The 26,994-nt window shown below is 34.5% G+C and carries 37 protein-coding genes; 34 read left to right on the top strand and 3 right to left on the bottom strand.

The window, feature by feature from the left end:
• Window positions 1-50 precede the first annotated feature (50 nt).
• The 5 genes from yneA (at window position 51) to EV146_RS26975 (ending at window position 3,868) form a co-directional block, all read left to right on the top strand.
• Complete coding sequence (gene yneA / locus EV146_RS09835; protein WP_132005353.1) at window positions 51-374, top strand: cell division suppressor protein YneA; 324 nt, start codon at window positions 51-53, stop codon at window positions 372-374.
• Window positions 375-399: 25 nt separating this feature from the next.
• Window positions 400-1,047, top strand: a complete 648-nt coding sequence (locus EV146_RS09830; protein WP_132005350.1) for a YneB family resolvase-like protein — start codon at window positions 400-402, stop codon at window positions 1,045-1,047.
• A 115-nt stretch (window positions 1,048-1,162) separates the two neighbouring features.
• On the top strand, window positions 1,163-1,396 hold the full coding sequence (locus tag EV146_RS09825; RefSeq protein WP_132005347.1) for a DUF896 domain-containing protein: 234 nt from the start codon (window positions 1,163-1,165) through the stop codon (window positions 1,394-1,396).
• Window positions 1,397-1,605: 209 nt separating this feature from the next.
• The gene (gene tkt / locus EV146_RS09820) at window positions 1,606-3,612 is read left to right on the top strand and encodes a transketolase (protein WP_132005344.1); all 2,007 of its coding nucleotides are present in this window, start codon (window positions 1,606-1,608) and stop codon (window positions 3,610-3,612) included.
• Between the two features lie 103 nt (window positions 3,613-3,715).
• On the top strand, window positions 3,716-3,868 hold the full coding sequence (locus tag EV146_RS26975; RefSeq protein WP_158287069.1) for a hypothetical protein: 153 nt from the start codon (window positions 3,716-3,718) through the stop codon (window positions 3,866-3,868).
• Between the two features lie 136 nt (window positions 3,869-4,004).
• On the opposite strand, the gene EV146_RS09815 is transcribed toward EV146_RS26975, so the two are convergent.
• Complete coding sequence (locus EV146_RS09815) at window positions 4,005-4,640, bottom strand: FMN-dependent NADH-azoreductase (RefSeq protein ID WP_132005341.1); 636 nt, start codon at window positions 4,638-4,640, stop codon at window positions 4,005-4,007.
• Window positions 4,641-4,890: 250 nt separating this feature from the next.
• On the opposite strand from EV146_RS09815, the gene sirA reads away from it, so the two are divergent.
• The 4 genes from sirA (at window position 4,891) to EV146_RS09795 (ending at window position 7,755) form a co-directional block, all read left to right on the top strand.
• Window positions 4,891-5,331 carry a sporulation inhibitor of replication protein SirA gene (sirA, locus tag EV146_RS09810; RefSeq protein WP_121609163.1) on the top strand — a complete coding sequence of 147 codons (441 nt, stop codon included), beginning with the start codon at window positions 4,891-4,893 and terminating at the stop codon, window positions 5,329-5,331.
• A gap of 87 nt (window positions 5,332-5,418) precedes the next feature.
• A complete protein-coding gene (locus EV146_RS09805; RefSeq protein WP_371862494.1) occupies window positions 5,419-5,634 on the top strand; it encodes a YneF family protein in 216 nt (71 codons plus the stop codon).
• 185 nt (window positions 5,635-5,819) lie between these two features.
• On the top strand, window positions 5,820-6,728 hold the full coding sequence (locus EV146_RS09800) for a tyrosine-type recombinase/integrase (RefSeq protein ID WP_132005338.1): 909 nt from the start codon (window positions 5,820-5,822) through the stop codon (window positions 6,726-6,728).
• A 277-nt stretch (window positions 6,729-7,005) separates the two neighbouring features.
• Window positions 7,006-7,755 (top strand): hypothetical protein, encoded by a 750-nt coding sequence (locus tag EV146_RS09795; RefSeq protein ID WP_132005335.1) that lies wholly within the window; start codon window positions 7,006-7,008, stop codon window positions 7,753-7,755.
• 17 nt (window positions 7,756-7,772) lie between these two features.
• Here EV146_RS09795 and EV146_RS09790 read toward each other — a convergent pair whose 3' ends face one another.
• Window positions 7,773-8,009, bottom strand: coding sequence for a helix-turn-helix domain-containing protein (locus EV146_RS09790; RefSeq protein ID WP_132005332.1), 237 nt, complete (start codon window positions 8,007-8,009; stop codon window positions 7,773-7,775).
• Between the two features lie 139 nt (window positions 8,010-8,148).
• On the opposite strand from EV146_RS09790, the gene EV146_RS09785 reads away from it, so the two are divergent.
• The 14 genes from EV146_RS09785 to EV146_RS09720 all read left to right on the top strand — a co-directional run bounded on the left by EV146_RS09785 (window position 8,149) and on the right by EV146_RS09720 (window position 17,540).
• On the top strand, window positions 8,149-8,469 hold the full coding sequence (locus EV146_RS09785; protein ID WP_132005329.1) for a hypothetical protein: 321 nt from the start codon (window positions 8,149-8,151) through the stop codon (window positions 8,467-8,469).
• A 114-nt stretch (window positions 8,470-8,583) separates the two neighbouring features.
• Window positions 8,584-8,826, top strand: coding sequence for a hypothetical protein (locus tag EV146_RS09780; protein WP_132005326.1), 243 nt, complete (start codon window positions 8,584-8,586; stop codon window positions 8,824-8,826).
• Window positions 8,827-8,885: 59 nt separating this feature from the next.
• Complete coding sequence (locus EV146_RS09775; protein WP_132005323.1) at window positions 8,886-9,134, top strand: hypothetical protein; 249 nt, start codon at window positions 8,886-8,888, stop codon at window positions 9,132-9,134.
• A 26-nt stretch (window positions 9,135-9,160) separates the two neighbouring features.
• A complete protein-coding gene (locus EV146_RS09770) occupies window positions 9,161-9,445 on the top strand; it encodes a hypothetical protein (RefSeq protein WP_132005320.1) in 285 nt (94 codons plus the stop codon).
• Window positions 9,446-9,932: 487 nt separating this feature from the next.
• Window positions 9,933-10,112: a hypothetical protein gene (locus EV146_RS09765; protein ID WP_132005317.1), complete on the top strand. Its 180-nt coding sequence runs from the start codon at window positions 9,933-9,935 to the stop codon at window positions 10,110-10,112.
• Between the two features lie 47 nt (window positions 10,113-10,159).
• On the top strand, window positions 10,160-10,816 hold the full coding sequence (locus EV146_RS09760) for a hypothetical protein (protein ID WP_132005314.1): 657 nt from the start codon (window positions 10,160-10,162) through the stop codon (window positions 10,814-10,816).
• Between the two features lie 306 nt (window positions 10,817-11,122).
• Window positions 11,123-13,744 carry a hypothetical protein gene (locus EV146_RS09755; protein ID WP_132005311.1) on the top strand — a complete coding sequence of 874 codons (2,622 nt, stop codon included), beginning with the start codon at window positions 11,123-11,125 and terminating at the stop codon, window positions 13,742-13,744.
• 417 nt (window positions 13,745-14,161) lie between these two features.
• The gene (locus tag EV146_RS09750) at window positions 14,162-14,839 is read left to right on the top strand and encodes a hypothetical protein (RefSeq protein ID WP_132005308.1); all 678 of its coding nucleotides are present in this window, start codon (window positions 14,162-14,164) and stop codon (window positions 14,837-14,839) included.
• Between the two features lie 61 nt (window positions 14,840-14,900).
• Complete coding sequence (locus EV146_RS09745; RefSeq protein ID WP_132005305.1) at window positions 14,901-15,533, top strand: hypothetical protein; 633 nt, start codon at window positions 14,901-14,903, stop codon at window positions 15,531-15,533.
• 279 nt (window positions 15,534-15,812) lie between these two features.
• Window positions 15,813-16,016, top strand: a complete 204-nt coding sequence (locus EV146_RS09740) for a hypothetical protein (RefSeq protein WP_132005302.1) — start codon at window positions 15,813-15,815, stop codon at window positions 16,014-16,016.
• Complete coding sequence (locus EV146_RS09735; RefSeq protein ID WP_132005299.1) at window positions 16,007-16,543, top strand: GNAT family acetyltransferase; 537 nt, start codon at window positions 16,007-16,009, stop codon at window positions 16,541-16,543. Before EV146_RS09740 ends, EV146_RS09735 begins: the two co-directional genes overlap by 10 nt.
• Before the next feature lie 102 nt (window positions 16,544-16,645).
• A complete protein-coding gene (locus tag EV146_RS09730) occupies window positions 16,646-16,900 on the top strand; it encodes a hypothetical protein (RefSeq protein WP_132005296.1) in 255 nt (84 codons plus the stop codon).
• A 76-nt stretch (window positions 16,901-16,976) separates the two neighbouring features.
• Window positions 16,977-17,261: a hypothetical protein gene (locus EV146_RS09725; RefSeq protein ID WP_132005293.1), complete on the top strand. Its 285-nt coding sequence runs from the start codon at window positions 16,977-16,979 to the stop codon at window positions 17,259-17,261.
• Between the two features lie 66 nt (window positions 17,262-17,327).
• Window positions 17,328-17,540 carry a hypothetical protein gene (locus tag EV146_RS09720; RefSeq protein ID WP_132005290.1) on the top strand — a complete coding sequence of 71 codons (213 nt, stop codon included), beginning with the start codon at window positions 17,328-17,330 and terminating at the stop codon, window positions 17,538-17,540.
• A 267-nt stretch (window positions 17,541-17,807) separates the two neighbouring features.
• Here EV146_RS09720 and EV146_RS09715 read toward each other — a convergent pair whose 3' ends face one another.
• Window positions 17,808-18,665 (bottom strand): hypothetical protein, encoded by an 858-nt coding sequence (locus tag EV146_RS09715; RefSeq protein WP_132005286.1) that lies wholly within the window; start codon window positions 18,663-18,665, stop codon window positions 17,808-17,810.
• Window positions 18,666-18,809: 144 nt separating this feature from the next.
• Between EV146_RS09715 and EV146_RS09710 the strand changes: the two genes are divergently transcribed.
• The 11 genes from EV146_RS09710 to EV146_RS09660 all read left to right on the top strand — a co-directional run bounded on the left by EV146_RS09710 (window position 18,810) and on the right by EV146_RS09660 (window position 26,985).
• Entirely contained in the window at window positions 18,810-19,091 is a 282-nt protein-coding gene (locus EV146_RS09710; protein ID WP_132005283.1) for a hypothetical protein, read from the top strand.
• Between the two features lie 44 nt (window positions 19,092-19,135).
• A complete protein-coding gene (locus tag EV146_RS09705) occupies window positions 19,136-19,561 on the top strand; it encodes a phBC6A51 family helix-turn-helix protein (protein WP_132005280.1) in 426 nt (141 codons plus the stop codon).
• 367 nt (window positions 19,562-19,928) lie between these two features.
• The gene (locus EV146_RS09700) at window positions 19,929-21,692 is read left to right on the top strand and encodes a hypothetical protein (protein ID WP_132005277.1); all 1,764 of its coding nucleotides are present in this window, start codon (window positions 19,929-19,931) and stop codon (window positions 21,690-21,692) included.
• An 11-nt stretch (window positions 21,693-21,703) separates the two neighbouring features.
• The gene (locus tag EV146_RS09695; protein WP_158287068.1) at window positions 21,704-22,999 is read left to right on the top strand and encodes a phage portal protein; all 1,296 of its coding nucleotides are present in this window, start codon (window positions 21,704-21,706) and stop codon (window positions 22,997-22,999) included.
• Window positions 22,983-23,870, top strand: a complete 888-nt coding sequence (locus EV146_RS09690; protein WP_132005271.1) for a minor capsid protein — start codon at window positions 22,983-22,985, stop codon at window positions 23,868-23,870. The genes EV146_RS09695 and EV146_RS09690 overlap by 17 nt, the downstream gene beginning before the upstream one ends.
• Window positions 23,871-23,960: 90 nt before the next feature.
• Entirely contained in the window at window positions 23,961-24,587 is a 627-nt protein-coding gene (locus tag EV146_RS09685) for a DUF4355 domain-containing protein (protein WP_132005268.1), read from the top strand.
• A gap of 25 nt (window positions 24,588-24,612) precedes the next feature.
• A complete protein-coding gene (locus EV146_RS09680) occupies window positions 24,613-25,416 on the top strand; it encodes a N4-gp56 family major capsid protein (protein WP_132005265.1) in 804 nt (267 codons plus the stop codon).
• A gap of 170 nt (window positions 25,417-25,586) precedes the next feature.
• Window positions 25,587-25,910, top strand: a complete 324-nt coding sequence (locus EV146_RS09675) for a phage head-tail connector protein (protein WP_132005262.1) — start codon at window positions 25,587-25,589, stop codon at window positions 25,908-25,910.
• Window positions 25,907-26,218 (top strand): phage head closure protein, encoded by a 312-nt coding sequence (locus tag EV146_RS09670; protein ID WP_132005259.1) that lies wholly within the window; start codon window positions 25,907-25,909, stop codon window positions 26,216-26,218. The genes EV146_RS09675 and EV146_RS09670 overlap by 4 nt, the downstream gene beginning before the upstream one ends.
• Window positions 26,219-26,581, top strand: coding sequence for an HK97-gp10 family putative phage morphogenesis protein (locus tag EV146_RS09665; protein WP_132005256.1), 363 nt, complete (start codon window positions 26,219-26,221; stop codon window positions 26,579-26,581).
• Window positions 26,578-26,985 carry a DUF3168 domain-containing protein gene (locus EV146_RS09660; RefSeq protein ID WP_132005253.1) on the top strand — a complete coding sequence of 136 codons (408 nt, stop codon included), beginning with the start codon at window positions 26,578-26,580 and terminating at the stop codon, window positions 26,983-26,985. Before EV146_RS09665 ends, EV146_RS09660 begins: the two co-directional genes overlap by 4 nt.
• Window positions 26,986-26,994 lie beyond the last annotated feature (9 nt).

Raw genomic sequence — 26,994 nt, 5'->3', positions numbered from 1 at the left:
TTATAATAAAAATCATAAAAGCGAACATACATTCTAAGGGGTGCGTTTGAATGAAAAAAATCTGGAACAATTATTCTTATGCTCTTATACTAATTGCGGTAACATTTATTTTTTCAATTCTCTTTGCTGGACAGCTTAAATCCGTTGAAAAAGAATACATAACAGTAACTGTAAAAGAAGGGGACTCGCTGTGGGTCCTTGCAGAAGAACTGGCAGACACCCATAATCAGCCGGTTAATGAATTTGTGGCCTGGATTGAAAAGGAGAACCGGATATCGGATGGGAGAATTTATGCCGGTGACGAGCTCGTCGTGCCGATTGTTCAAACCGAGGATGGTTCCACGGAACTCGCTGGGCTGGATCTGTATGAATAATAGTTAGTCATAGTAAGGAGAAATTATGAAAGCAATCATCTATTGCCGAGTAAGCACCACAAAAGAGACTCAGGAAACTTCGCTGGCCCGGCAGGAAGAAGAACTGTCTGCGCTGGCAGCGCTTAAAGGCTTCGAGATAGAAAAAATCATTAAGGAACAGGCAAGCGGCTACGATTTGGAAAGGGAAGGAATATTGGACCTGCTTTCTACAATCAAAGAGAAAGACATTAAGGCTGTTCTCATTCAGGATGAAACAAGACTTGGCCGGGGAAACGCCAAAATTGCCCTCCTGCACTGCATTGTCAAGGAAGATGTAAAACTGTACAGCATTTCCCATCATGGAGAGCTCCAGCTTTCTGAATCGGATTCAATGGTGCTGCAAATTGTCTCAATGGTGGAAGAATACCAGAGAAAGATCCACAATATCAAAATTAAACGCGGCATGCACCGGGCAATTGAACAAGGCTACCGTCCGGAAAAAAACCTGAAAAATCATGGAGACCATTCTGGAAGAGAGCGGAAGGAAGCACCGATTATGGAAATTGTCAGGCTTCGCGGAAATGGTTTAACATTTGCAGAAATTGCAGCCACTCTTAGAGGGTTTGGATATCAGGTATCTAAAGCGACGGTTCATCGAAGATACCAGGAGTACATCGAGTCACTGAAAGAATAAGGTTCGTTCCTTCCTTTTAATTACTGTGTTTTGGTAGAGGCCCTTCCCTTGTAAATATAGTAGATATTTAGTAATATGGCTTCTATCCGAACATCTAATAAAGGAGCGTTCAAATATGCTTTCTAAAGATAAAATTGCGAGAATCAACGAGTTAGCCAATAAGGCGAAAACCTCTAAACTGACTGAAGAGGAAGCTAAAGAGCAATCTGCTCTAAGGGCTGAGTATCTTCAAACTTTTCGTTCATCCATGCTTAATACTTTGAAAGGCGTTACCATCATGGATCCCGCCGGGAATGATGTGACACCAAGAAAGATTAAGGCAATGAGAAAAAATAACAAACTGCACTGATCATATTTGTATTGAATTTGAGAAGGACTGATAAATTTCAGTCCTTGTTCCCATTTGTCTACGCTTACATTTTCCCGATACATAGAGTGTGTAAGTTTGTGTCAAAATAAATTGAAGGTTTTGCATTTTTTTGTCCTTAATCGATGCAATTTGTTGGATAAAAATGATATTATGGGTGAAGTAAGTCTCAAATAGAAAGGATGTATTTCATGCTCGACAAAATTGATGCTCTCTCAATTGATTCGATTCGTACTCTATCAATAGATGCGATTGAAAAAGCAAACTCTGGACACCCTGGAATGCCAATGGGTGCTGCTCCAATGGCATATACGCTTTGGACGCGCTTTATGAACCACAACCCAAAGAATCCTGAATGGTTCAACCGTGACCGTTTTGTTCTATCAGCAGGTCATGGCTCTATGTTATTATACAGTCTCCTTCATCTTTCTGGATATGGACTCGATCTGGATGAGATCAAACAATTCAGACAGTGGGGAAGCAAAACACCTGGACATCCAGAGTACGGCCATACTGTTGGTGTAGAAGCAACCACGGGTCCTCTTGGACAGGGTGTTGCTATGGCAGTAGGAATGGCAATGGCAGAACGTCATTTAGCAGCCGTTTACAACAAAGACGATTATGAAATTGTTAACCATTTTACATACAGCATATGTGGAGATGGAGACCTGATGGAGGGTGTATCAGCGGAAGCAGCTTCCCTTGCAGCCCATCTAAAGCTAGGTCGACTGGTTGTACTCTATGATTCAAATGATATCTCTTTGGATGGTGAGCTTAACAAATCATTCTCAGAGAGTGTCGAAGGCCGTTTTAAAGCTTATGGCTGGCAATACGTCCGTGTTGAAGACGGAAACAACCTTGAAGAAATCTCCAAGGCAATTGAAGAAGCGAAAACCGATCTTGACCGCCCTACTATGATTGAGGTAAAAACAATCATTGGCTATGGTTCTCCAAACATGGCAGGCAAATCTTCCGTTCACGGGGCTCCACTGGGCGAAGCTGAAATGAAGCTTACAAAAGAAGCCTACAAGTGGACCTTTGATCAAGATTTCCATGTACCGGAAGAGGTTTATGAAAACTTCCAGAAGCAAATCGTGGAAAAAGGCCAAAGCACCGAAAAAGAATGGAACGACCTTTTTGATAACTATAAAAAAGCTTATCCAGAACTGGCATCCCAGCTAGAGTCAGCAATTAAGGGTGAACTTCCTCAAGGTTGGGAAGAAAACCTTCCTGTTTATGAAGAAGGCAAGAGTCTTGCGAGCAGGGCTTCTTCTGGGGAAGCACTTAACGCAGTTGCCCAAAGCCTTCCATATTTCATTGGCGGTTCTGCAGACCTTGCGGGATCCAATAAAACCATGATCAAAGGCACTGGAGATTTCTTCCCGAACTCTTATGAAGGACGCAATATCTGGTTTGGTGTCCGTGAATTCGCAATGGGTGCGGCAATGAACGGTATGGCGCTTCACGGAGGCCTTAAGGTTTTCGGCGGTACGTTCTTTGTTTTCTCGGATTACCTTCGTCCGGCGATCCGCCTTGCAGCTCTAATGGGGCTTCCGGTAACATATGTATTTACACATGACAGCATTGCTGTTGGGGAGGACGGCCCGACTCATGAACCAGTTGAGCAGCTTGCCGCCCTTCGCGCAATGCCTAACCTATCCATTATCCGTCCTGCAGATGGTAATGAAACATCTGCTGCATGGAGATTGGCAGTTGAGTCTAAAGACAAGCCAACCGCTCTTGTTTTAACTCGCCAAAATCTGCCAACGATCAAGGACACTGATAAAAATGCTTACGATGGTGTTTCTCGCGGAGCATATGTGGTTTCCCCTGCGGGAAGCGAAACACCAGATGCCTTGCTGCTAGCTTCAGGTTCTGAAGTAGGGCTAGCTGTCAAAGCACAGGAAGCACTTGCATCTGAAGGCGTTCAGGTATCTGTTGTCAGCATGCCTTCATGGGATCGCTTTGAAGCACAATCCAAGGAATATAAGGAATCAGTCATTCCTAAATCCGTCAAAAAGCGTCTAGGCATTGAAATGGGTTCTTCTCTTGGCTGGCACCGCTATGTTGGTGATGAAGGCGAAGTACTTGCCATTGACCAATTCGGGGCATCTGCACCGGCTGAGAAAATCCTGGCTGAATATGGCTTCTCTGTAGAGAATGTTGTATCTCGCGTCAAGGCTTTATTGCAAAACTAAATAGATAAAAAGGAACGAAGCTCTTGCTTCGTTCCTTTTTTTTGTCTTGCTGTAATTATTTTGCTTCTGCTTCCCATACTAAGTATAAAGAGGAGGTGGAACGATGTTTGAGTACCGAAGGGATATACCGCTGGACCAAGTTTCATATCAGCCTGACAGTGCTTCTGAAGGTGTGCGCCAGGAGGAGAGCACACAGGCGGAAGTATTTGCTTATGATTACAGGAGGGAAATCCCGTTTGCTGGCATGGTGAATTAAGAAGACCAAATAAAAAGCAGTCTAAATGCCATTAAAATGCATTTAAGACTGCTTTTGTATTAATAAAGCCCATAGGGTGTATTTGGCCAGCATCCTTTTTCAAAGGAGAATGGTGCCGCTAGCTGTCAAATTCTGTTTAGAATTCCTTTGCCTGTTGTTTGGCTTTTTCGATTGCGTTTTGTTTGATTTCACCTGCTTTATCCGGTGTAGCAGCCATTCCTTCAACAGCAATGGTCTCGATGGAAGGGACACCCATAAAGCTAAGGATTGCCCTAAGATAACGGTCCCCAAATTCTAATTCCGCTGCAGGACCCTCTGAATAAAATCCGCCTCTAGCTTGAATATGCAGAGCTTTTTTATCTGTCAGCAGACCTACTGGGCCTTCGGCAGTGTATTTGAAAGTCTTTCCAGCAATGGCAATGTTGTCGATATAGGCCTTAAGCATTGGAGGTGCGCTTAGATTCCACATAGGAGTAACGAAAACATACTTGTCCGCTGCTACAAACTGATCCGTTAACTGGCTGATCAAGCTGACCTTCGTTTTTTCTTCCTCATTTAACTCGTCAAACGCCTTCCCTTGCTGCAATTTCCCCCAGCCATTAAAAACATCAGTATCAATGTGGGGAACGGTCATTTTATAGAGGTCAAGGCGAACTACCTCATCATTTGGATGTTCTTCTCTGTAAGCATTGATGAATTCTTCGCCCACAGACAGGCCGAAGGATTCCTGAATTTCCTTTGGGTTAGCTGTTATATACAATACTGTGGCCATACAATCATATCCTTTCTCTTAATCGAATAAGGTTACTATTCCCTGAATTAACTCCTGACATGTTAAAATTTTGTTGACTTTTTTATCTTTCCAATCTTTTTTCGTGACAATAAATGTTCGGAATATTATAATAAAAGAAAGAGATTGACTATTCGACAAAAATAGTGTATAAATTCTGCAGCTTTAGACAACGGACCGAACAAAATTTTTTTATAATAATAAAAAGCTTGTCTAAAGAGGAGGGGATCGAATGAGATCCTATCAACTTTTTTTGATTGAAGAAGAATTTGCCAGCCACTATTTTGGAAGGGAAAGAATGTTTTACCAGCTTTTTCGGGAACACAGTCACTCTATGGGGGAAATCAAGTCGATTATCTCCAGGCAAATTGATTATATTACAAAACCGATTCCTGTCCTCAGGATCCATCAGTTTCTTCATCAACAGATGTCTAAGCTGAAAGGGTTCCGTGCTGAACAGGGAATATATTATTATGTTATGCCTCATTCTAAAAGTACAGCAACATTGAAAGTTCATGATCGGTGGCTTTTGGTGGAATCTCAAGGGAACCATGATGCTGAGACCGTCTTCTTTGAGGTACTCCGGAAATGTGAAACCTCTTTCCTGGCTATGGATGTAAGCGCTGAACGCTGCGGCTGGCTGAAGCCTATAAAGGAAAGAAAATTTGTCTAAAACAGAGGAAAAACTCCCGCAAATATTGTATAATAGCGAATGGTTTAGTACACTGTATGTTAGACAACATGAAGGAGGAAATTGGTTATGTGGATGTATATTCTAGTTGGTATACTGGCACTTTTGGCCGGTGTAGCGCTAGGATTTTTCATTGCTCGCAAATATATGATGAGCTACTTGCAGAAAAATCCGCCGATTAACGAACAAATGCTAAAAATGATGATGATGCAGATGGGTATGAAGCCATCCCAGAAGAAAATCAATCAAATGATGGCAGCTATGAATAAACAGCAAGGTAAATAAAACCCAGTAGTATCAAGGGTTTGACAACTGTTTTAAAGTAATTTTACCGATGAAATTTTCCTTATTTTCGTTAAAATTGGTGAATCTGTCATCGTTATTTTACTCAGAAATGCTTAATTTTTCTTCTTACCTTTAAAAACCCACTTTTTCTGTTGATAAATTCAGCAGGGAAGGTGGGTTTTTTATTGTTTTTAGACGATGTCATGCAAGAATATATCTACCATTGTCTAGCTAAAGGATTTACCAAAAAGACAATGATAAACAAACGTCAGGAACTAAAACAGCTAAAGTCTTTCTTAGAAGAGAAACGAGCAATTACCGAACTAGAAAATATCACAATCCATGATCTTAAGGCGTATGTGAGAACCAAACAAAGTAGTGGATTAAAACCACAATCGATTGTATCAATGTTTAAAATGATAAAGGCATTTTTTTCATGGTGTGAGAAGGAGGAGTATATAAAAGAGAACATAGCAAAAAAAGTGGAAACTCCTAAGCTGCCAAAAAAGATCTTAAAGGGATTTACAATACAGGAAGTCGACAAAATGATAAATTCGTTTACTTATAAGAATTATTTTGAGGCGAGAAATAAAGCGATTATAGCTATGCTCAGTGACTGTGGACTCCGTGCAATGGAAATTCGAGGTTTAAGAACCGTTAATGTTAAGGAAACAACCATTCTTGTCAATGGGAAAGGTAATAAGGAAAGGTATATTTTCATTAGTCCAGCACTCAAGAAGATTCTTATTAAGTATGAACGAATTAAGAAGGAATATTTCAAAGGGAAAACAGTTAGTACAGATTGCTATTTCTTGTCTTATAAGGGTAGTGAGCTCTCACATGTTGGTCTAGATAATGTAATCAAAGAGGCAGGTAGAAGGGCTGGAATTGAAGATAAAAGAGTATCACCTCATACATTTCGCCACTTCTTTTCAGTTCAATGTATCTTAAACGGAATAGATATTTATACCTTATCTAAACTTCTCGGACATTCCGAGTTACAAACAACCCAGACCTATTTACAGTCGCTAGAAGACTTAGAACTTATAAATAAAGCAATGGCTTCGAGCCCATTAATGAATTTGGCTAAATAGGATTTGAAACAATCAGAACGTTATGAACAACTCGAAAGTGAATTATAAAAGGCTCAGAAGGGCTTTTGAACTGTAAATGTACACAAGTAAACGGAATTGTATACAAAAAAAAGACCAGTGTTCGCTGCACTGATCTCACAATGTACATCCAATAAAGGACATACCGTCTATTCGATAAATAAAGTATATTCCATTTGTAAAAAAATTTCAACACAAATGGTTTATTAAGTATACCCAAAAACGGTAAATGTCCTCATCTTTCAGGGGGCTATTTTTTATGGAATCAGGTAAAGTTGAGCAATTTAAACAACAATCTAAATTCGAATCACTTAAGAATTTTAATTCAAATATGGAACAATGGTGGATTGATATTCATCAGAATAAATTGCTAACCAAATCAGAAATAATTGCCCTTAAAAGGCTAATTCGATTTGCTTGTAAGATACCTGGGATCTGCTACGCCAAGATTCAAACAATCGTTGCAGCTACACATGAATTTGATGGTATAGGCATCTCCAGAAGGACGTTTGAGCGCATGTTAACTAAAGTTAAAGACTTAGGTTTAGTTGAAGTAATCAATACTTACAAGGCAAATGGTAAACAATCACACAATGTCTATGTTTTCTTGCCTTATCAGCCTGTCATACCAACCAATGAGAAAATTGACGTAGCTAATAAATCTATTAATCTTTCTAAATCTAGTATTCATGATAAAGAAATACGTACAGAGGGCAAGCCTGTAATTATTCCAGATTGGGTTAATAAAGAGTTTGCTAATTTTGCTACATACTTTTTTCAACCTAATCAAATCGAGGAATTATGGAAAGTAACTTACATTCACTCTAAACAGTTCGCTATACCTTCTAGCAACCTCTCAGAACTGTCCATTAATTCGTTAAAAGTACTTATAAGCAAGATGAAAGGTAAAAGTATTCTTAACCCTATAGGCTTCTTTAATGGCGTTATGAAGCGTAAATTTAAGGCTTATTACATGCGTGAATTATTCGATTCTGTATTTGATACGTAATAAAAAAACTGCCGAAATCATTCAGCAGCATCTTTTTTAACATGTTCAATTATGTCAGAAATATCACAATTTAAGGTTTCACAAATACTATCTAGAGTATCAACATTGATTGACTTGATTTTTTTATCAATCTCTAACTCCTCATTATTAACCCATTGACTTATCGTGTTTGGCCTTATACCAGACTCCTTTGATAACCAGTACATTGTCTTATTTTCTTGTTCTAGTCTTTCCTTTAGCTTAAATCGGATCAATAAAACTCACTCCCAAAAAACTTATTAATAAATTTATTATAACATTATTAATAACGCTTGACGATAATAACTCATGGTGTTAGTATTAACTCAAGAAGTTATTAGTAACGTTACGAGTTAACAGAAGGGAGGGTGAAAGGTGAAGGATGTAAGATTAAAAATTGATCTAGATGGTGAGCAACAAATTGTCATAGGTTATGGAATTGGTAACAATATCTTGTACATTTGCGAAGATAATTTAGTTTGGTTGGTACCTAGTACAATCAAACAAAATGAATTCTATGAAATTAATAAGCGAGTTATCAATTTAGGGAGGGTACAAAAACGTATTACAAACCCAACCCAGTACCTAAATACCATTTCTAATATGCTTCAGTCAATTACCCTGTTTGATTACCTTGTTGATGAGTCATTTGCGTTTAATGTAGATTTTGATTTCAATCTAACCAAGGAGATATAAAAATGATCTGGTTTCTCTTTTCAGTAATCACCTTTATTGTCGGGCTGTTTGTAGGTATGGATAGGTCAGGAGCGCTCAAATAAGATCCCAAAATGGGGAGAGGGGTTTTACATAATGATGAAACTTATGAACGGTAAATTGGTTGTTGATCTAGCTGCTTTTGTCCCGGAGGAAATGAACACTCAAGAATTTAGGAATCAATTTCAATCATATATCCAAGCCTCATTAAAACTAATAATGCCGGACGGTTCAGAGAGAGAATTAGAAATAGGGGAAATTATCAGCGAAGATGTTCAGGCTTATGACATGGAAACTGGTGTAATTATTCAGGTTGCCGATGCTGATTTAACTATATAAACAGTGGGGCTGAAAAGCCCTGCTGATTAATTCATTCAAAATTCAGGAGGTTACATGTAATGTATTCTAAAACAGATAACAGCCATCAAAGTGGTGGTTTAAAAAATTACAAAAAATTGATGGTTGTTACCCATTTCCTTTTAGCATCGGATTTGGAAGATCAATACGTGGACTTCTTAAAGGATCTGTTGAATGAAAATGATCCAGAATGGGCTGATTTTACTGAAGAAATATTAGAGGATATTCAGCTTTATGAAATTACAGATGAGGACATCAAAAATGCACTAAAGGTACCTTGTATTTGCTAAAAATTTTAATCGGGGGAATAGAGAAAATGAATCCAGTAACAATTACACCTTCACAGGATCTTTTAAATGACTTTGCGGCTCAATGTGTAGACTTAAATAAGCAGGCAATTATTCACGCTTTACAAACTATGCCCGGTGATCCCATTTATATCATTGAATCATTTGTATTCAGTATTATTAAAGCCCTTATGGAGAGGAAGAGTAAGTTGGATATTTTGGATGACATTGGTGGAGGAGTTTTTTATAAACTTGCTTCGTTGTTAATCGAATTATTTCAGAAGGATGAAGATATAATAAGGTGCCGTAATTGAGAATAATTCTTATCCAATTTTTCAAAAATCAAAAATTGGAATGAAAACCGAACATTTCAAGGGTAAATTCATAAAATAACGATGTTTTTACCTGAAAATCACTTATTTAGCTATTGTAATTGTTCGTTACAGGTAATATATTGGAAATAAGAAATTATTAAATTATTTACAAATAAAAAAGACCCACTTAAATAAATAAGTGAGCCTTCTAAATTAAAGGGGAAAACTTAAAAAGCATATACGAAAAAGAGGTGCTATTTTTGGGATGGTAGCATCTCAACTTCAATTTGGTTTTATAGACTCGGGGGAGTCTCGTTAGCTATCACTAGCTTGTTTATAATATAGCATCATTGTTAATTAACGTCAATAAAAATCTATGTAAACACGTACTTATACATAGATTGTAAATAATCAAATAACGAAAGGGGTGATGCTTACACGATAAAACAACTGTTTTAAAGGGAATTCGAAGGGAGGAGGATTAAAAATGGAACTAACGAAAAGGAACTTACTATTTGTTTATGATGTTTTATTACATAAGAAAATCCAAAGAGCAGGACATGAACTTCTATGCTCTGCAATTAGTTTAGCAGACCGCAGATTCTGGTTATACCCAAGAACACCAGAGATTGAACAGATAATGCAGGAACATGTTAAGCATAATTAATCAAATAAACTTAAACAAATAACCAACTATACAAGGAGAATGATGTGATGGCAACTGAAACAGAAAGCAAGAAAAAATTACATGTGCAAGTCCCTACATATATTGTAAGAAATGATGGAATCTTTCTTAGTAACAGTGAGTTTGTAATATACGTTCGCCTATGTTTCTTACATTTTAGGAACGCTAAAGAAGATAAAGCAGTACTTGAAATAGATCACAGAGAATTGATGCGCTTATGTCAAATATCAGATACAAGGACACTTAGAAAACGACTTAAGCAACTGCATAAATTAGATTTGATTAAAAACGAAATAGAAAAGTTACCAACAAAAGGTAGATTAAAAATAATATTCAACCCAGATAAACTCGAATCTGATCATTTTACTATGATGTCAACAAGTATATTTACATATTTAGCTAATGGACAAATTGATGAGTATGCATTTAGACAGGTCTTTTATTATAAAAGTCACATTAACACTAAAGAAGATAAAAAGTTCTGCTTTGTTGGCTATGACACATTAGTTGAACGATTAAAAATATCTAAAACTAACATTAAGGCTGCAAACGATAAGTTAAAAAAAGCAAAGTTGGTCAAAATTACAGTACATAAACTTGAGTGGTCAGGTGGATACACTGACGCAAATGAACTTTATTATGAGAAGTTTAACAATCATTATACTGTAGACAATTCCTTGTTTTAATAGCTTTTTTGTCTAAGTACTGAACATGCAGAAGTAGACTTATTTTATGCAGAGGTAAGAGGATGGAAATGCAGAGGTGATGTACTCCTAATGCCGCACACACAGTACAGTATATAAAAGTTAATTAAATATATATATACATAAGATACATTATATACAGTATTTACACTTAGCAAAACGAGTTTGCCAAGTGACATTAAATTTTTATTGTTCAAGTTTAATTTACATAATCAAATTTAATGTATTACATACCATATCAAATTATTAATTTATTAATCAATTAACCATTTAGAGGAGAATGATAATATGGCAAAAGGTCTAGAAAATCAAGTGTATATTTACTCTTTAGGAACATATTCCTTTTTCACGGATGAAGAGAATAAGTTATTTCGCCGTTATCAAACCTTAAAAGGATATAAAAAGTATTTGAGAAATTTAAAAGACAATTTAAAAAATGATGCTTCCCTGAGTAAAAAGGAAATAAGAAGTAAGAAAAAGGATATTAATGCTGAAATTAAACGGGTCATAAATGGCTCAGAAGTTGAAAAAGGGATGGATGAACTAAAGGTTGAATTGTATAAGATGATTGATAATTATAACGGCATTAGAACGCTTAGGGTTGAAGAGCTAAAGAGAAGTAATGTTATCTCTGTTTTTGATTCTGTGTTAACTAGGACGTTAAATTTAGAGATTGATGAAATTTCAGAGGATATTATTGTAATCCAGTCTTACCATGAAAAGGTACTTGAGAACTTGATAAAAGATGGGTTCCTTAATCAAGCAGGACAAAAATACATTTATCTTTCCTCTAGTGCCGGAATGATCCGACAGAAACGTGGAGTATGGATTAAAGAATCATTATGGACTAAGCATCAAGATTCTTTAACCTGTGGACTCTCTGTTGGTGAGATCAACCGTAAAGGTGGGATGAACATCAACAAATTTCTTAGTTATAAATCGCTTATCTTTTCGGCCTCAGAAGAGTTTGAAGGCTTTAATATAAGAAATTGTATAGTTGTTGATGATTTAGAATTAGAAGTTGAGTCTAATGTTGATTACATAAATCGAGATACATACGAGATTGCTGAAAATGTTAAAAAGCCAGTACCAATTACTGCTACAGATGGTTGTGGAATGATTTTACCTTCGGTTTCCGAAAAGAATTTTATGGTACGTCTTCCCTACGTAAAAGGGTTATTAGCAAGCTATGATTTCACTAAGCATGGACGATATATCACGGACATAGATGGAGAAGTAAGGGATGTCATTGCAGAAAACATAAAAATCATCTTTACTAAGTCCCAATGGAAAATGCACGCCTACTTTGACTCATGGAAAGATTATCAATCCCGATTCGAAATGTATAATTGTAAAGCTGCTAAACTTAATGAAGAGGAAGATGAGTTGAATGATGGAAAAATCAGTTATCAGATGCTTCAGAGCTTAACAGATGTCACAGATGATGAATTAAAGGAAATTGCTGTACCTACTTCACATGATATTTTAAGCCTCGGAGAGAGTCAGGAAACGATGTTAAAGGTGCTGGGTGCTACTACCTCAAATAGCCGTAAAGGCAGCCTACAGAAGGCTCTTATGATGTATCCGGAATTATTAAATGACAAGTATTCAAAAGAAACCATTAAAGCTAAGAAAAAGTCATTAGTAAATGAAGCCAGGACAGGAAAACTAAATGTAAATGGTGCTTTTACATTTATTATTCCAGATTTATATAGCTTTTGTGAATATCTCTTTAAAGGGGAAATTAAAGCTTTACTTAGTGAAGATGAAGTATATTGTAAAATGCATGATGAAGGAAGAGTTGCCATTCTAAGGGCTCCTCATTTAAGTCGAGAATGGGGATTGAAAAATAATGTTGATAGAAGCGAACATTTTAAGACTGATGCTTTATACGTTTCAAATGAAAGCTTGCTGTCCAAACTTATTCAATGTGATTGGGATGGTGATCGTGTCTTAGTACTATCTGAACATAAGGATAAAACGCTCTTAGACGTAGCAGAAAGAAATATGCAAAACGATAACATTTTACCTTTGTATTATGAAATGGAAAAAGCAAAAGCTGTTAGTATTGATGACAATAATATTTACTATAGCCTTAAGGCAGCTTTTGATACAAACGGGGCAATCGGAGAAGTTTCAAACAATATAACAAGAGTATGGAATTCTGAAAAAGTTGATCTTGATGTAATCCGTTGGATGTGTATGGAAGTAAACTTTGAGATTGATTTCGCAAAAACTTTATTCCGTTTAACCAGGCCAGAACATATTGATCAAAAGGTTAAAGAGTACGTTAATATGAAGTTACCTTATTTCTTTAAGTACGATAAAAGAAAAAATAAGAAAAAGGGTAAATTGGTAAAAAGAGCATCAACAGAAGAAAAAAACACTAGCACAGTAAACCGACTTGAAGATGTAATACCTACGAAGAATATTTATTTTAGACAAGTGGCAGGTGGCAAGTTTGACTATAAAATGCTTATGCGAAGAAAGAAAGTAAAGTTGGATGATGCCATTATAAATAAGTATGACAGCTTGAATAAAGAGAAAAAGGATTTTATTAAAGTTGAGGATAATAAGAAAAAAGGTAAGCAGTACTTCTATAAACATGTAAAAACAGAATTGCTCAAAATTAACCCGAATCCAACTTACATTACAGATGTATTAATTGAGTATTTATACGGGGTAGAGGATAGCACCTATAAGGATACACTTTGGGGAAGTTTTGGAGAGATTATTGAATATAACTTAGTGAATAATCTCGAAGAAGCATGTGAATGTCAAATTTGTCAAAGTAAATTTAGACAACAAAGAAAAACTCAAGTTACTTGTAGTGAGTCATGTCAAAAAATAAGAGAGAGCAAACAAGCAACAATTAGAAAAAGAAAACAAAGAAATAAGGATATTGCATAAGCGTGACATAATAACAAATAGGCACTGGGAATCTTGATAAATCAAGGTTTCCGGTATTTTTGTATTTTAATAGATAATGGTCTCTTAGGGAAGGAAAAAGAAGCTACTTTATACGAGTAAGGGCAAATTTTTCCCTCTTTCATCATTAAGATGAGTGGTTTGAGGGGATCATTCATCTCTCTTTTTTTAAAAAAGTCTATAAAACCCCTGATTATTAACTTACATGATTATGATATCACCTAAAAAAGATTAATTCAAGTAATAAATGAAAAAAATTTAAAACACCGCATTAGATGCTAATTGAGTGAAGACTGTCTCTCCCCAGTTTTTTATTTGGTTAGCATCTATTGGAGTGTTTTAAGAACGCCATGTCGTGAGACACGCTTCCATAATAATTATTGATGGGAGAGATAAATATTGGGAAGGAAAAGACTTCAACCAAATGTGTTTGTTATCGATACAACAAACCACTTAGTATATATTCATTTATCGGGTAGGCATGGTATGGGGAAAATAGCCTTAACTGATATGAGGAGCTTTAGGAAACATAATATTTCTGCTCATACTTGGAGATGTACAAAGGATTTTTATGTGTATACAGTGATCGAGGGGAAAATGGAGTTTTTACATAGAGTTGTTTCAGGTAATAAAGATCCAGAAATGCACACTGACCATATTAATGGTTCTGAAGGTGAAAAGACATTAGATAATCGTTTTTCAAATTTAAGGATATGTACGAATCAAGAAAATCAAATGAACAGTAAAGTAAGAGCAGATAATAAGACAGGATATAAAAATGTAAATGAACTCAATGGGAAATATCGCTGTATGATTAGGATTGATAAGAAAAAGCAATATTTTGGTTCATTTAACAGTCCCGAAGAGGCTGCTTATTGTTATAACATAGTAATTCCAAGGTTAAGCGATGTTTACCAATTAAATGATATTCCTGAAGATTCCCTAACAGAGGAACAAATGGAGTTAGTACATAATACAGTCGTGCAAAGATTTAATAAGATTAATAGCAAGTATCAATTGATTGTACATAATAAGTTTAATAAGTGGACTGAAAAGGTTAAACGGGAAAGCATTTAATACATACATAAATTTACATTTTGCCTTATAAGTAATATGATTTATTTATGGGGTGAATCATTTGAATGATAAATACATACTGAGTACAAATGAATTAGAGAATGCAATTGATTACTTAGATAAAGCAGCATATTACTTTAACAACAGAGATGATAAGTATTGGTTCAAATGGTTAATGATTTCACTACATGGTGCTTTATACGGGTTTGGTGTATGTGCTGTAAAAGGTATTGTACCTGAGAGAGTACTTGAGATGAGATTAGGAACAAAGAGATTTGAACAAAAGAGAAAAGAAATTATTGATTTCTATAGAAATGATTTGAGGTTTGATCTTGAAGGTAATGAAAAAATTTTAGACAGAACTGTTGAATACAATCTCAGTCAATTATTAAGCATCCACGAAATATTAGAGAAATGCCAAGATGAGTCTATTATGAAGCAAAAATTGAGTAGTAAAACTCTTAAAATTACTGACCTGCAGCAAGAAGCCATAAATCGAATGGTTTCATATAGAAATGATTTTGCACATTTTAAACCAAAAGATATTTCAGTGATTACTGCAAGTGAGGGATGGATTGTTAAAGAAGTTGTTGGTGTAATTAAGTTTCTTGCTCTAGAATCGTGTAATATCCCATACAATAATAATTACTCGCTTCAAAAAGTAGTAAGAATTCTAGAAAAGTTTGATTTGTAAAAAGTCAGAGATAAATAACTGAAACACGCCTGAACCAAGTCTCGTTTGTTTCAGCTACGTCATTTAGTGGTAAAAACATTTCAACAGGATTTGTGAAAAATTAGGAAAGCCTTAAAGGAATATCAGGTTTTTAGTCGAACTGTTACTTTATACCCTTATAATATGACAATTAGTACGGAAAAATCCTACTCAACCTTGATAATTTGCAACTTTTTGGTATAATTTTTTTATATACTCACACGCTAATCCTGTTTAACATTAACTTAAGGGGTGATGTTTGTGGGTGAAAAGGAGAATCGAGATATGGCAACAGCTACTATTTATGACACATTCACATTAAATGAAGATGCAATTAGAAAAATTATTTCATCACCACGGACAAAAATTAAAGAATCTGGAGTTTTTAACGATTTGAAAGTTAGCGAAACAGAAAGATTGGCAAATGCACAACGCATTTTAAATTCTAGAAGAAAATGCAAATAACCAGCTTACAAAGTTTAATTGAAATAAGCAAACAAGATGAGGAAGTAACTGAGTATCTGTCATCTTTTTCAACCAAAAATAATGAAGATGTGGAAAACTTTCTGAAGAATAATGCCATTCCAAATGAAAAAAGGTCGTTAACTAGGACTTTTTTAGTAGTAGATGATGAAAATGATAATGAAATTGTTGGTTATTTTACAATATTAGTTAAGCCTTTTGATATTATCGAAGGCGTTTCTCAAGGATTAAGAAAAAGGTTAACTGAGAATAAAAAAGCCACTGTATTTAATTCAATTCTTATTGCTCAGTTAGGTAGATCTGACAGTTATAAGGGGTTAGTACCTGGAGATATTATTTTACAATTTGCGTTAGAAAACTGTAAATTAATTTATGATTTGTCAGGCTTACGTATAGTCTGTGTAGAGTATGATGATAATCCCTTTTTAAACGATTTCTATTTGAAGAATGATTTTAAGATTCTGCAATTAAATGATAATGGTAAACTACTAGCTTATATAAGATTCTAAAAAGACTTTTACTAATAAATGTGAAAGTCTTTTTACTTTTTGTAGAGGATTTTTAATCCTTTCATTGAATATAATTGTTATTCGTGCTAAGGAGATGAGGAGATGGCTTATTTTGAGGATGAAATCAAGAAAGACTTAGTATTAGGTGAAATATACACTTCAAGAGAAATTAGTAGTTTATTATCATTCTCTAATGTTGTTGTCTTGTGTGAAGATGTGTCATATTTTAACGATACTAGTGATATGAAATTTAAAGTTATAAATAAGACGGAATCATACATACATAGAAATGAGAATCACTCTTATCATTTTTCAAACAATAGATCAAGAGTTTTTACTGTTAAAAGGGTGAAGTAAATCTCGGTTTGAATATTGTATAATCCTTCCAAGGAACGTTTGTTTGTAGTATCATTATTCTTGGGAGGTAAGGTAAATGAAAACAAAAAAATCAACAAGCCTTCAAGAAATTGCAGATCAGTTAGAAGAAAAAAGAAAGCTTGAACAATTGGAAAGTGACAAGAAAAAGGTTTTAGCTTATTTAGAAAAAGTAAAATTGCCTCTAACAGTACTACAAATATCATCTGAAATTAACATTGGGAACATCCAAGTGTTGAAATCCGTTAATTCCCTCATGGACGAACATAAAATAAGGCTTATTGTTCAAAAAGATAAGGATTTAGAAGTAAATCAGCCACATTATTATGTTTCATTTAAATAATTAACTTTTACAGGAATTCCCTTTAAACATGCCGAATGTAATAGGCAGAAGGGAGGGATACATATTATGAAAATGAAATACCACTTTAATAATGGTGAAACCATTACTAATAACAGTTTTAATGGTGTAGATCCAAGACAAACCGCAAACGAAATGTTTGCTGCTTTAGAAGAAATAAAAAGAAGAAATTCTCCAATCGTTTTGACAGAAAACACAACTGGAGAGCAAATTAGAAAAGAAGGTAAGGACTTAGTGTCAATTGAATTTATACTTGAATAAGATTTTACCTTGGGGCACTCATTATTGGGTGTCTTTTTTATTTAACCAATCTACATTGTTGGGAGAGTGTTATTATGACTGATTTACAATTTATCGTTACATTTGTTGCTGCAGAGATTGTTATTTTATAACAGCAACCGATGAATTGAAGAAATGTATGTATTTTTAATAAGTAAATAGTTTAGGGTTTTTTTAAATTCATTTTTAAATTGTGTTTTTGTAATATAAGAAGAAGCCCTAAAAATATGGGCTTCATTCTTTAGATTATTAACCCTTATTTTTTACTCGAATATCATTTACTAAATCATTAATGTAGTTAATAATTATTGCGATTACGGTAAGATCAAGTATCTTACTTAATATAAGTTGAACAACCTCTAATATTCTTAAAGACCTGCTTGTATCAATTTTGTTGAAAATTTCCATTATTTCTCCATTAACAGGTAATGTATAATTTATAACAAAACTCAAATAGGCTGCTTCCCAAAAATTGAGTACAATGTTATATAATGTTGCCAAGATTAATGAATAACATATACCAAAAACAAAAATTGGAATGATAAGTGATAATATAAGACGAGCGAATAATTTTATAAGTGATAAAACTTTCTCGCGAGTATTTTTTGGGTTTTTTAATTCTGACATACTTTTTACTAATCTTAAAAAATAATCGAGCATAAAAAGAATAAATAAAGTAATTACAAAGAATAATAATATAAAAACTATATATTCCTCAATTACTTCGTTGCCAGTAGCTTTGATTAAGTGTTCAACAGCAGATGTTAAACCCCCTGTAAAAACGAGAATAAAGGTAAATACAAATATGATTCTACTTAATAATATTAATGTTAAGGGAGTATCCGGGAACAGGTGGACAAAAAAACTTGGGATTAAAAACAAGCTGCAAATGGCAGTGAAAATAGCGAACCTAGTATAAATGTTATCCGGGATTAGAGGTAGAAGAGCATGTATTATAACGACTACATATCTGTGTTTAATTATTGTCTTAATTATTATTTTAAGTATTTTTTTTATAACCTGCATAAGTGGTTCTAGAAGAAAAGTAATAACAACTACATAAATGAATTGACTCATTATCTTAAGTATTTTTTTTATATGCTTCATAAGTACTCCTTAAAAATCAGCGAAAAGTCACTTTTTTAAGTGGCTTTTTTTATAAACAAATCTTAGGTACCACATAGACGTTTAAAGTTATGTTTATCTTACCAAATATGTAAATAAAATGGTTCGAGAAAAGGGGTGTAAATATTGACTGTATTCCAATTATTTTCCGCATTGATTGTTGCAGAGATTGTTTTATTAATGGCCTATAAATATGGAATAGCTAAGTATAAACAATATAAGAATAAGAAAAATTTAAAGGTAATTGGATCAACTCTTAAAGAAAGGATTACTAAAACTGAGGAAACTCAAAGTTTAGCCAAGGCAATTATAAATGACATGGGAACATTTGAAGTTAAAGATGAAGTTGATATTGAGAAGATTGCTAAAGGAATAAAAGTGGCACTAAAAGCAAGAGGATTAAGGTGAAATTAAACTATTTTAATGTCAGTGTGTAAGGGGTGAAATAGAGGGTGCTTGATGATACTTTGAATAATCAACAACAAGCTGCTGCTCAATTATTAGCACAGGGAACGCTTGAGAAACAAGAGATTGCAAAGAGGGTAGGAATAAGTAGGACAACATTATACCATTATATGAAACAGGCTAAATTTATTGCAGAAGTTGACAGGCTCAAACAAGACTTTAAAACTTTTGGTAAAGGATTAGTTGAGTCAAAATTAACTGATGCTGTGAATGGTTACTGGAAGCTGCTTGAACAGTCTAATAATGACATGGTAAGGGCTAAGGGTTATGAGTTCTTTATTGAGAGATCACTGGGAAAGCTAACGAATAGCCATACAATAAGCACTGAGGTAACTAATATTAAACAGGTTGATGAGGATATTCTAGAAGCTGAGCAGGAACAGTGGGCTAAGGAGTTAGAAGAAGGGGAATAAAACGTTTATTTTATGGTGTATTTTATGCATTATTCCCTGTTCAATCCAGAGAACAAAGGAAAGAACAATGCTGTTAAATCAACGTTTGTTAGATATGTATAAGAATTGTATAACAATACTGAATGTGGGTAGTTGAAGAATGCTGATATATCAACGTTTCTTTAGTTTATATGGTTTACATAATAAATCTTTTCGGTAGTCTAATTTTGTCGAACATGAATTATCTATACACCATTATACATTAGTTGTTTATGGGAAATTCAAGCCGATAACCATTGAAAATTAAGGGTAGGGGTACTTCTAATTTTGGAAAATGGAAAAGTGGGCTAGGGAACCTACATAATTTTTTATAATATTTTTTTAAAGTTTGGAGGTGGTCACTATAAACCAAGCTACTATTGAACTTATCAATACTGAATCGAATCGTAACTTATTACGTAAATATCTCTTCAAAGATTTCGTTAAAAATGGTCTAACTAAAGATAAAGCTATTCAACGTGTTAATCATTTAATGAAACAATATAAGGATGATTTATTTGGTCAAAATAGCCTTGCTTATTCATTAGGTAAACGGTCATTTGAATTCTTCTGCCAATATTACTTACAGGATACTTTTGTTCCTAAAGAAACGAATCAAGCACGTAAACTGGCTCCAATTCATTTTAAAATATGGGATAATCTGCAGTCAATGTTTATAGATGATGCCTTTGACAAACTTGAATTAATCATGCCAAGGGGAGCTGCTAAAACAACTGTATGCGACTTTGCATTATCTGTATGGGCACACTGTTATAAACTATCCATCTATACACTTGTAGCAGGTAAAACTGAACAGGATTCCATTGAATTCATACGTGAAACAAAACGGGCATTTGAAGAAAGTATTTATATTATACATACGTTTGGTGAGTTAATTGATACACGTAAATTTACAGTCAATAAGCTGGAATTGGAATTATCCAATGGTACTAAAATACAGGCCATTTCATCTTCATCTTCTATGCGTGGTAAAAAGTATAATGGTACACGTCCATCATTGATCATTGCAGATGATTACCAGTCTAAAGCAGACGTAATAACCCAAGAGGCAAGGGATAAGAAATACGATACATGGCAGCAAGATAGTGTTTATGCTGGTGATAAGGCGGTTATTCGTCAAGGTAAAAAGGTTAAAATGGCTACAAAATTTATTGTCTTAGGTACAATCTTACATAGGGATTGCTTCATATCACGACTGTTAAAGGATAGCTCATACAAACACATAGTTGAAAAGGCAATCTTAGTTGATGATATAGATGAAATGTTTAATACAGGCTTATGGGCTGAATTTAAAACGATCTATTTCAACTCTAAAGATTCTCATGCTCAAGATAACGGGAAAGAATTTTATTATCAGCATGAACAGGAAATGAAATACCCTGTACTATGGGAAGATAAATATGACTGTCTCGACTTGGCATTAGATTATTACTCCAATCCTACTGCATTTAAGCAGGAAATGATGAATGATGCATCTAAGATTGGTGAAAAAGCATTTCATCAAATTACAACTGTTCCTAGAGCAGATATTGAAGCTGAAAAAGACAATTTTGTTAATACTATCCTTTGTTGTGATCCTGCTGTTGAAACTAAGGCTAATAATGACTTCACTGCATTGTTAGTTGGTTCTAAAAGTGCAAATAACTTTAGATGGATACGTAAGGGTATTGTTAAACGGCTAGATTTTGACCAGTATATTGATAATGTAATTAAGTTACTAAAGGAATTTCCTGATATTAAGGCTATCTGGATTGAGAAAAACACCTTCAACGGTGCTGATGCAAGGGAAATTAGAAACAGAATTTCTGAGGACAGGGAATTATCCAGACGTAATATAGACATCCTTAATGAGCGACAAAATAAGAATAAAGAAGCTAAGATACGTGCCATATCAGGTAAAGTGGATAGTGGCTTTTTTGTGTTTGCTGAAGAAGATAAGGAATTTACTGATCAAATAATGGCTTATGAAGGGGATAAGTATTCATTACATGATGATGCACCCGACGTAACTGCTGAATTTGATAGGTTAATTGATGAAATTGAAGTAATGCAGCCAATGAAGTTATTTGACCGTAACAAGATTGGAGTATAGGGGGTGGGAAATTGGCTACACAAGACTTATTAGAACAATGTCTTAAAGCATTTAGGGAACAACAGGCAAAATATCAAGTCTATAAGAATTATTATGAAGGAAAACATGATATCTTAAAGAACTATAAGTTCTCCGAGAGCAGAGCAAATATGAAAATTGTTGTGAACTGGTTTAAGAAATTCCTACATGATGAATTAGCTTACAGTTTGAATAATCCAGTAAACTACATTGATAAAACTGGTAATGGTAAATACATTGACCGTATTGATACTGATTTCTCTACATGGGAAAAAGTACATAATCACAAGTTAATGCTTAAAGCTAGTACATTTGGTCATGCGTATGAACTAAGGTATTTAAAAGATGGTGTATTTAGTGCAGGGGTATTAACACCACTCAACACCTTTGTTTTAGAAGGTAATGATGTTGATAAAACTGTTCAATTAGCTATGCACTTTTATAAGGAAAATCAATTTTCAGACAAGGAAAAGGTTGATGTTTATTTACCTAATAAAATAGTCCAGCACTATGAGGTTGAAGAAGGAGATAAACTAAAAAATCTTGGTCATAGTGAACATGCTTTCTTAACTGTACCAGTTAAAGTTGTTGAAGCTAATCTGGAACGTATTAGTATGTTGGATGATTTAAAACCACTGATTGATTCCTATAATGAAACACTTAGCAATATGGTCAATGAACTATCTGATTTCCGTATGGCTTTACTTAAACTGGTTGGTACTAAGTTTGAAGGTGAAGATGACGTTGCTTTAATGATTAAACAAGGCGTTATTCAATTAAATACAGGTTCAGATGTAGACTATATAATTAAAAATCTACCTGATCAATTCGCAAATAGCACATTGAAGGAAATTAAGGAAAATATCTATAAACAAGCATCCCAAATAGATACAAATGAAAAAATGCAGAGTAATACAAGTGGTTCAGCCTTACAAGGACGTTTGATTACACTAACTAATAAGTGTGCAACAATACATACCATGCTTGAACAATGTATTAAATCAAGGCTTAAAGATTATTTTTATTTCCTTAATGTAAGTGATGGTATTGTTTATGATTATCGCTTTATTAAGCAGAAATTTACAATGAATGTACCTACTGACATTCTTATGTTGGCAGATGCTTTCTCTAAATTGAAAGATGGTTTTGCTCTGACAACTCTTTATTCATTGTTCCCGTTTGTTGAGAATCCGCAAATGGAATATAAGAAATTCTTAAAGGAACGTGAAGACATGATGGGGAATGAAGAAGACTTAGATGCAATCAAGGTAGATGATCCAGTTGCTTAAATATCTACTGTTAATTAAAACACTACTTGAACAACTGGTAACGGGTAATATTACTGGCCTGTTACAAGTGTTTAAATCCTCTTTAAATACAGTACAAAAGGATATTGCTGCCTTATTAATGCCTTATATGGTTGATGGGAAATTAAACGTTCCTTTGAAACAAAGAGGAAAATTGATTAAGCAACTTGATAAGACATTAAGGGAACAAGCCAATGTAATTGGTAAAAAAGATATTGAGGTAACAAGTAAGATTCTAAATCAGTCTGCAACTGAATCATATTATCGTACTGGTTTCTTGTTAGAAGCAGGATTGGATGAAGCAATTAAACTAAATCCACTAAAAGCAAACGAATTACGTGCAATTGTTAATACTCCAATTCATGAAGATATGTTTTCAGATAGGATATGGAAAAACAAAGCTAAATTAGTTAAACAAGTCAGGTACAGTTTTGAACAAGCAATGATAAATGGGACTGATCCTAGAAAATTGGCTAAAGAGGTTCAACGTACATTCAATGTATCTGCTTATGAGTCCAGGCGATTAATAAACAATGAGGTAGCTAGGGTATCAAGGCAAGCTCAAGATCAAGTGTATGAACAAGCAGGAGTTAAGGAAGTAATGTTCGATGCGACTTTGGACAAGAAAACTAGTCATTTTTGTCGAGAGCATGATGGGCAGTTTTATAAATTTGGTGAGCACCCTAAGATTCCAGAAGAAACACATGTACAATGCAGGTCTGACATTATTCCCATTGTAGATGGATGGAAACCTAGAGTTAAAAGGGAAAACATCAAAAATGAAGATGGGGTTAAACCGATTATTGACTACTCGAACTATAGCCAATGGATGAAAGATAAAGGATTTAACTAAGCACCTATTTTGTAGGTGTTTTTTATTTTAAAAATAATCTTGCACTTCTAGGGCTGATTGGTGTTAGAAGGGCACAGGAGGAAAAACAAAATGGAATTTAAAGAAATTAAAGATTTTATTGAAGCTAACAAAGAAATCAATGATGAGGTGAAAGCATATCTTCAGGGCTTTAAGCAATTTGGCGTTGATGAGGTGTCTAAGTTTGTTGGTGAAAATGAAGAAGGTAAGAAATGGTTTGATTCGCAAAAGGATAAGTTTTTCAGTAAGTCACTTGAGACTTGGAAAACAAATAACCTTGAAAAGATCATTAGTGATGAACTAGCTAAACGTAATCCGTCTGAAACTCCTGAGCAAAAGAGAATCAGGGAACTTGAAGATATGTTCAAACGGATGGAATCAGAGAAAGTTAGGGAGTCATTGAAAAATAAAGCCCTTACCATTGCAAATGAAAAGAAAATTCCTAGTCAAATTCTTGATTTCTTTATTGGTCAAGATGAGGAATCGACTGTTTCTAATTTAGATTTATTTGAAGAAGCTATGCAGGCATTTGTTAAGTTACAAGTCGATGAAAGACTAAAAGGTTCTTATACGCCTCCTGCTGGTGGTCAAGATCCACAAGGTATCACAAAAGAACAGTTTCAAAAAATGGGTTATTTAGAAAGGGTTAAACTTCAACAAGACAACCCTGAATTATATGAAAAACTAACAAAAAACTAACATATTAAAAGGAGATTGAAAAATTATGGCACAAACTAAAGTAGCAAACCTTATTAATCCACAGGTAATGGCAGATATGATTTCTGCAGAACTTCCAAAGAAAATTAAATTCGCACCACTTGCAAGAATTGATACTACTCTTGAAGGACAACCGGGAAATACAATTACTGTTCCTAAATATGCTTACATTGGAGATGCTGAAGATGTGGCAGAAGGTGTAGCAATGGGTACAACTGTACTAACTGCTTCTAGCACTCAAGCTACTGTTAAGAAGGCTGGTAAAGCAGTTGAAATTACTGATGAATCCGTTCTTTCTGGATATGGTGATCCTGTAGGTGAAGCAAATGGTCAACTTCTAAAATCTATTGCGGCTAAAGTGGACAATGATGCTGTTACTGCTCTTGGAAATGCTACACTAACTCATACTGCTGCAAGTGTTATTTCTTACAATAACGTTGTTGATGCTGTTGATAAATTTGCAGAAGAAGACGATGAAGCTAAGATCCTTTTCGTTCACCCACTTCAAAAAGGAACATTGCGTAAAGATCCACAATTCATTGCGAACGTCCCTAATGCTTACATGACTGGTGTTATCGGTGAACTTGCTGGATGCCAGGTTGTTGCTTCAAGTAAAGTTCCTGCAGGTGCTACTACTTACACTAACTTCATTGTTAAAGCTGGTGCATTGGACATTTACCTCAAGCGTGATGTACAAGTTGAAACTGATCGTGACATTCTTGCAAAGACAACTGTTATTTCTGCAGATGAGCATTACACTGCTGTTCTTGCTGATGATAGCAAAGTTGTTAAATTGACTGTAAATAAGTAATTAAAGAATGATTAGAGGGGTTATTATTAACCTCTCTTTTCGTTTTTCTTAGGGGGTATTTTAATGTTATTACGCAGAAGGCATAAGAAAGATGAAGTTAAAACTGAACAGGTAACTAAGAAAGATAAGCCTAAAAAATCTGATAAACCATCCCAGAAGGGGTGATTTAATTGGCTGATGTATTAACTATTTCAGAAGCTAAGGATTTATTAGGAATTACTACAACTAAGCATGATGTTTACCTTGATACAATTATTCCGTTATTTGTTGAGTACATACAAGATTACTGCAATAACAGTTTTATAGACGAGTATGGGCAAGTTGTATTCAAAGGCGGAGCAAAAATTGCTCTAGTCAAAATGATTGAATTTAACATGAATAAATCCGGTATTTCCTCACGTTCATTTGGTGAAGTTTCTTATTCCTATACAACTGACTTTCCACCTTCCATCCTTACTTTGCTTCAACCTTATTCAAGGATTCGATTGTTATGATTGAGTTTCCACATACGATAACATTTGAAAAACAATCTAAAGTTCCTGATGGTGCTGGTGGGAATGTTCTAAATTGGGTAACAGTCAAAACAGTTGATGCTTTTGTTCAACCTATCTCTGGTAATACTCTTTATTTTGCTCAACAAAACCAATCCAAAATTACACATAAAGTCTTCATGGAGTATGATGAAACGATTAATTCAAATCTTAGGATTAAATACGGTAGGAAAGTTTTAACTTTTCATCCTCCTATTGATCAAGGTGGACTTAATGAAATTTTGGTATTGATGTGTGAAAGTGGTGAGTAAATGAAACTTAAAATGAATATTCAAGGTTTGAATGACTTAGTTAAAAACATTCAGGATTATACAACTGAAAAAGAGGATGCGTTAAGCGAAGTTGTCAAAGAAACGGCTTTGAAGATACAGGTATCAGCAAAACAAAGAGCACCAGTGGACAGTGGGCATTTGAAAAGGAATATTGTTGTTCAATTAAATTCTGAAGGAACTAATGCAAAGATTGGTACTTTAGGTAGTGATGTTAAATATGCACCACACGTTGAACATGGTACTAAGAATACACCGGCACAACCTTTCTTATTTCCAAGTTTTGAAGAAGAAAAACCAGAATACTTAAGGAAAATTGCTGACATTTTAGGTGATGTGAAATGAGTAAAAGAAAAACATCCTTATTTCCATTGCAAGATAGCATTTTTGAAAGATTGAATAATGATTCTGCAATTAAAGCTAAAGTTACTGGTGTCTTTGATTCAGTTCCGAAAAATCAGCCATGTCCATACATAGCATTAGGTGAAGATACAGTTAATGACTGGTCAACGAAATTAGAATTTGGTGAGGAAATAACACATACACTTCATGTTTGGTCTGAGTATGACGGTAAAAAAGAAGTTAAGGAAATTATGAGTTTAATATTGGAAGCAATGACTGACCCACTATCTCTTGATGGTGGTTTTTCTGTTGAGATTACTAATCTTGATTTTATGCAAGTCCTAGATGATCCTGATGGAATTTCTAAGCATGGGATTATTCGATTTAGATTTAAAATATTGCAATAGGAGTGATAA

Source organism: Mesobacillus foraminis (assembly GCF_004340465.1).
GTDB classification, from domain to species: Bacteria; Bacillota; Bacilli; order Bacillales; family Cytobacillaceae; genus Mesobacillus_B; species Mesobacillus_B foraminis.
The sequence above is the reverse complement of the archived record's forward strand: the minus strand, read 5'-3'. Positions and strand labels throughout refer to the sequence as shown.

What these genes read in the sequence shown, in the direction of transcription:
- EV146_RS09780 (WP_132005326.1), top strand. Translation starts at nt 8,584, where the DNA reads ATGATGAAACTTATGAACGGTAAATTGGTTGTTGATCTAGCTGCTTTT.
- yneA (WP_132005353.1), top strand. Translation starts at nt 51, where the DNA reads ATGAAAAAAATCTGGAACAATTATTCTTATGCTCTTATACTAATTGCG.
- EV146_RS09690 (WP_132005271.1), top strand. Translation starts at nt 22,983, where the DNA reads ATGATCCAGTTGCTTAAATATCTACTGTTAATTAAAACACTACTTGAA.
- EV146_RS09660 (WP_132005253.1), top strand. Translation starts at nt 26,578, where the DNA reads ATGAGTAAAAGAAAAACATCCTTATTTCCATTGCAAGATAGCATTTTT.
- EV146_RS09670 (WP_132005259.1), top strand. Translation starts at nt 25,907, where the DNA reads ATGATTGAGTTTCCACATACGATAACATTTGAAAAACAATCTAAAGTT.
- EV146_RS09805 (WP_371862494.1), top strand. Translation starts at nt 5,419, where the DNA reads ATGTGGATGTATATTCTAGTTGGTATACTGGCACTTTTGGCCGGTGTA.
- EV146_RS09795 (WP_132005335.1), top strand. Translation starts at nt 7,006, where the DNA reads ATGGAATCAGGTAAAGTTGAGCAATTTAAACAACAATCTAAATTCGAA.
- EV146_RS09815 (WP_132005341.1), bottom strand. Translation starts at nt 4,640, where the DNA reads ATGGCCACAGTATTGTATATAACAGCTAACCCAAAGGAAATTCAGGAA.
- EV146_RS09765 (WP_132005317.1), top strand. Translation starts at nt 9,933, where the DNA reads ATGGAACTAACGAAAAGGAACTTACTATTTGTTTATGATGTTTTATTA.
- EV146_RS09735 (WP_132005299.1), top strand. Translation starts at nt 16,007, where the DNA reads ATGCAAATAACCAGCTTACAAAGTTTAATTGAAATAAGCAAACAAGAT.
- EV146_RS09730 (WP_132005296.1), top strand. Translation starts at nt 16,646, where the DNA reads ATGGCTTATTTTGAGGATGAAATCAAGAAAGACTTAGTATTAGGTGAA.
- EV146_RS09760 (WP_132005314.1), top strand. Translation starts at nt 10,160, where the DNA reads ATGGCAACTGAAACAGAAAGCAAGAAAAAATTACATGTGCAAGTCCCT.
- EV146_RS09775 (WP_132005323.1), top strand. Translation starts at nt 8,886, where the DNA reads ATGTATTCTAAAACAGATAACAGCCATCAAAGTGGTGGTTTAAAAAAT.
- EV146_RS09830 (WP_132005350.1), top strand. Translation starts at nt 400, where the DNA reads ATGAAAGCAATCATCTATTGCCGAGTAAGCACCACAAAAGAGACTCAG.
- EV146_RS09725 (WP_132005293.1), top strand. Translation starts at nt 16,977, where the DNA reads ATGAAAACAAAAAAATCAACAAGCCTTCAAGAAATTGCAGATCAGTTA.
- sirA (WP_121609163.1), top strand. Translation starts at nt 4,891, where the DNA reads ATGAGATCCTATCAACTTTTTTTGATTGAAGAAGAATTTGCCAGCCAC.
- EV146_RS09665 (WP_132005256.1), top strand. Translation starts at nt 26,219, where the DNA reads ATGAAACTTAAAATGAATATTCAAGGTTTGAATGACTTAGTTAAAAAC.
- EV146_RS09755 (WP_132005311.1), top strand. Translation starts at nt 11,123, where the DNA reads ATGGCAAAAGGTCTAGAAAATCAAGTGTATATTTACTCTTTAGGAACA.
- EV146_RS09715 (WP_132005286.1), bottom strand. Translation starts at nt 18,665, where the DNA reads ATGAAGCATATAAAAAAAATACTTAAGATAATGAGTCAATTCATTTAT.
- EV146_RS26975 (WP_158287069.1), top strand. Translation starts at nt 3,716, where the DNA reads ATGTTTGAGTACCGAAGGGATATACCGCTGGACCAAGTTTCATATCAG.
- tkt (WP_132005344.1), top strand. Translation starts at nt 1,606, where the DNA reads ATGCTCGACAAAATTGATGCTCTCTCAATTGATTCGATTCGTACTCTA.
- EV146_RS09685 (WP_132005268.1), top strand. Translation starts at nt 23,961, where the DNA reads ATGGAATTTAAAGAAATTAAAGATTTTATTGAAGCTAACAAAGAAATC.
- EV146_RS09680 (WP_132005265.1), top strand. Translation starts at nt 24,613, where the DNA reads ATGGCACAAACTAAAGTAGCAAACCTTATTAATCCACAGGTAATGGCA.
- EV146_RS09770 (WP_132005320.1), top strand. Translation starts at nt 9,161, where the DNA reads ATGAATCCAGTAACAATTACACCTTCACAGGATCTTTTAAATGACTTT.
- EV146_RS09720 (WP_132005290.1), top strand. Translation starts at nt 17,328, where the DNA reads ATGAAAATGAAATACCACTTTAATAATGGTGAAACCATTACTAATAAC.
- EV146_RS09825 (WP_132005347.1), top strand. Translation starts at nt 1,163, where the DNA reads ATGCTTTCTAAAGATAAAATTGCGAGAATCAACGAGTTAGCCAATAAG.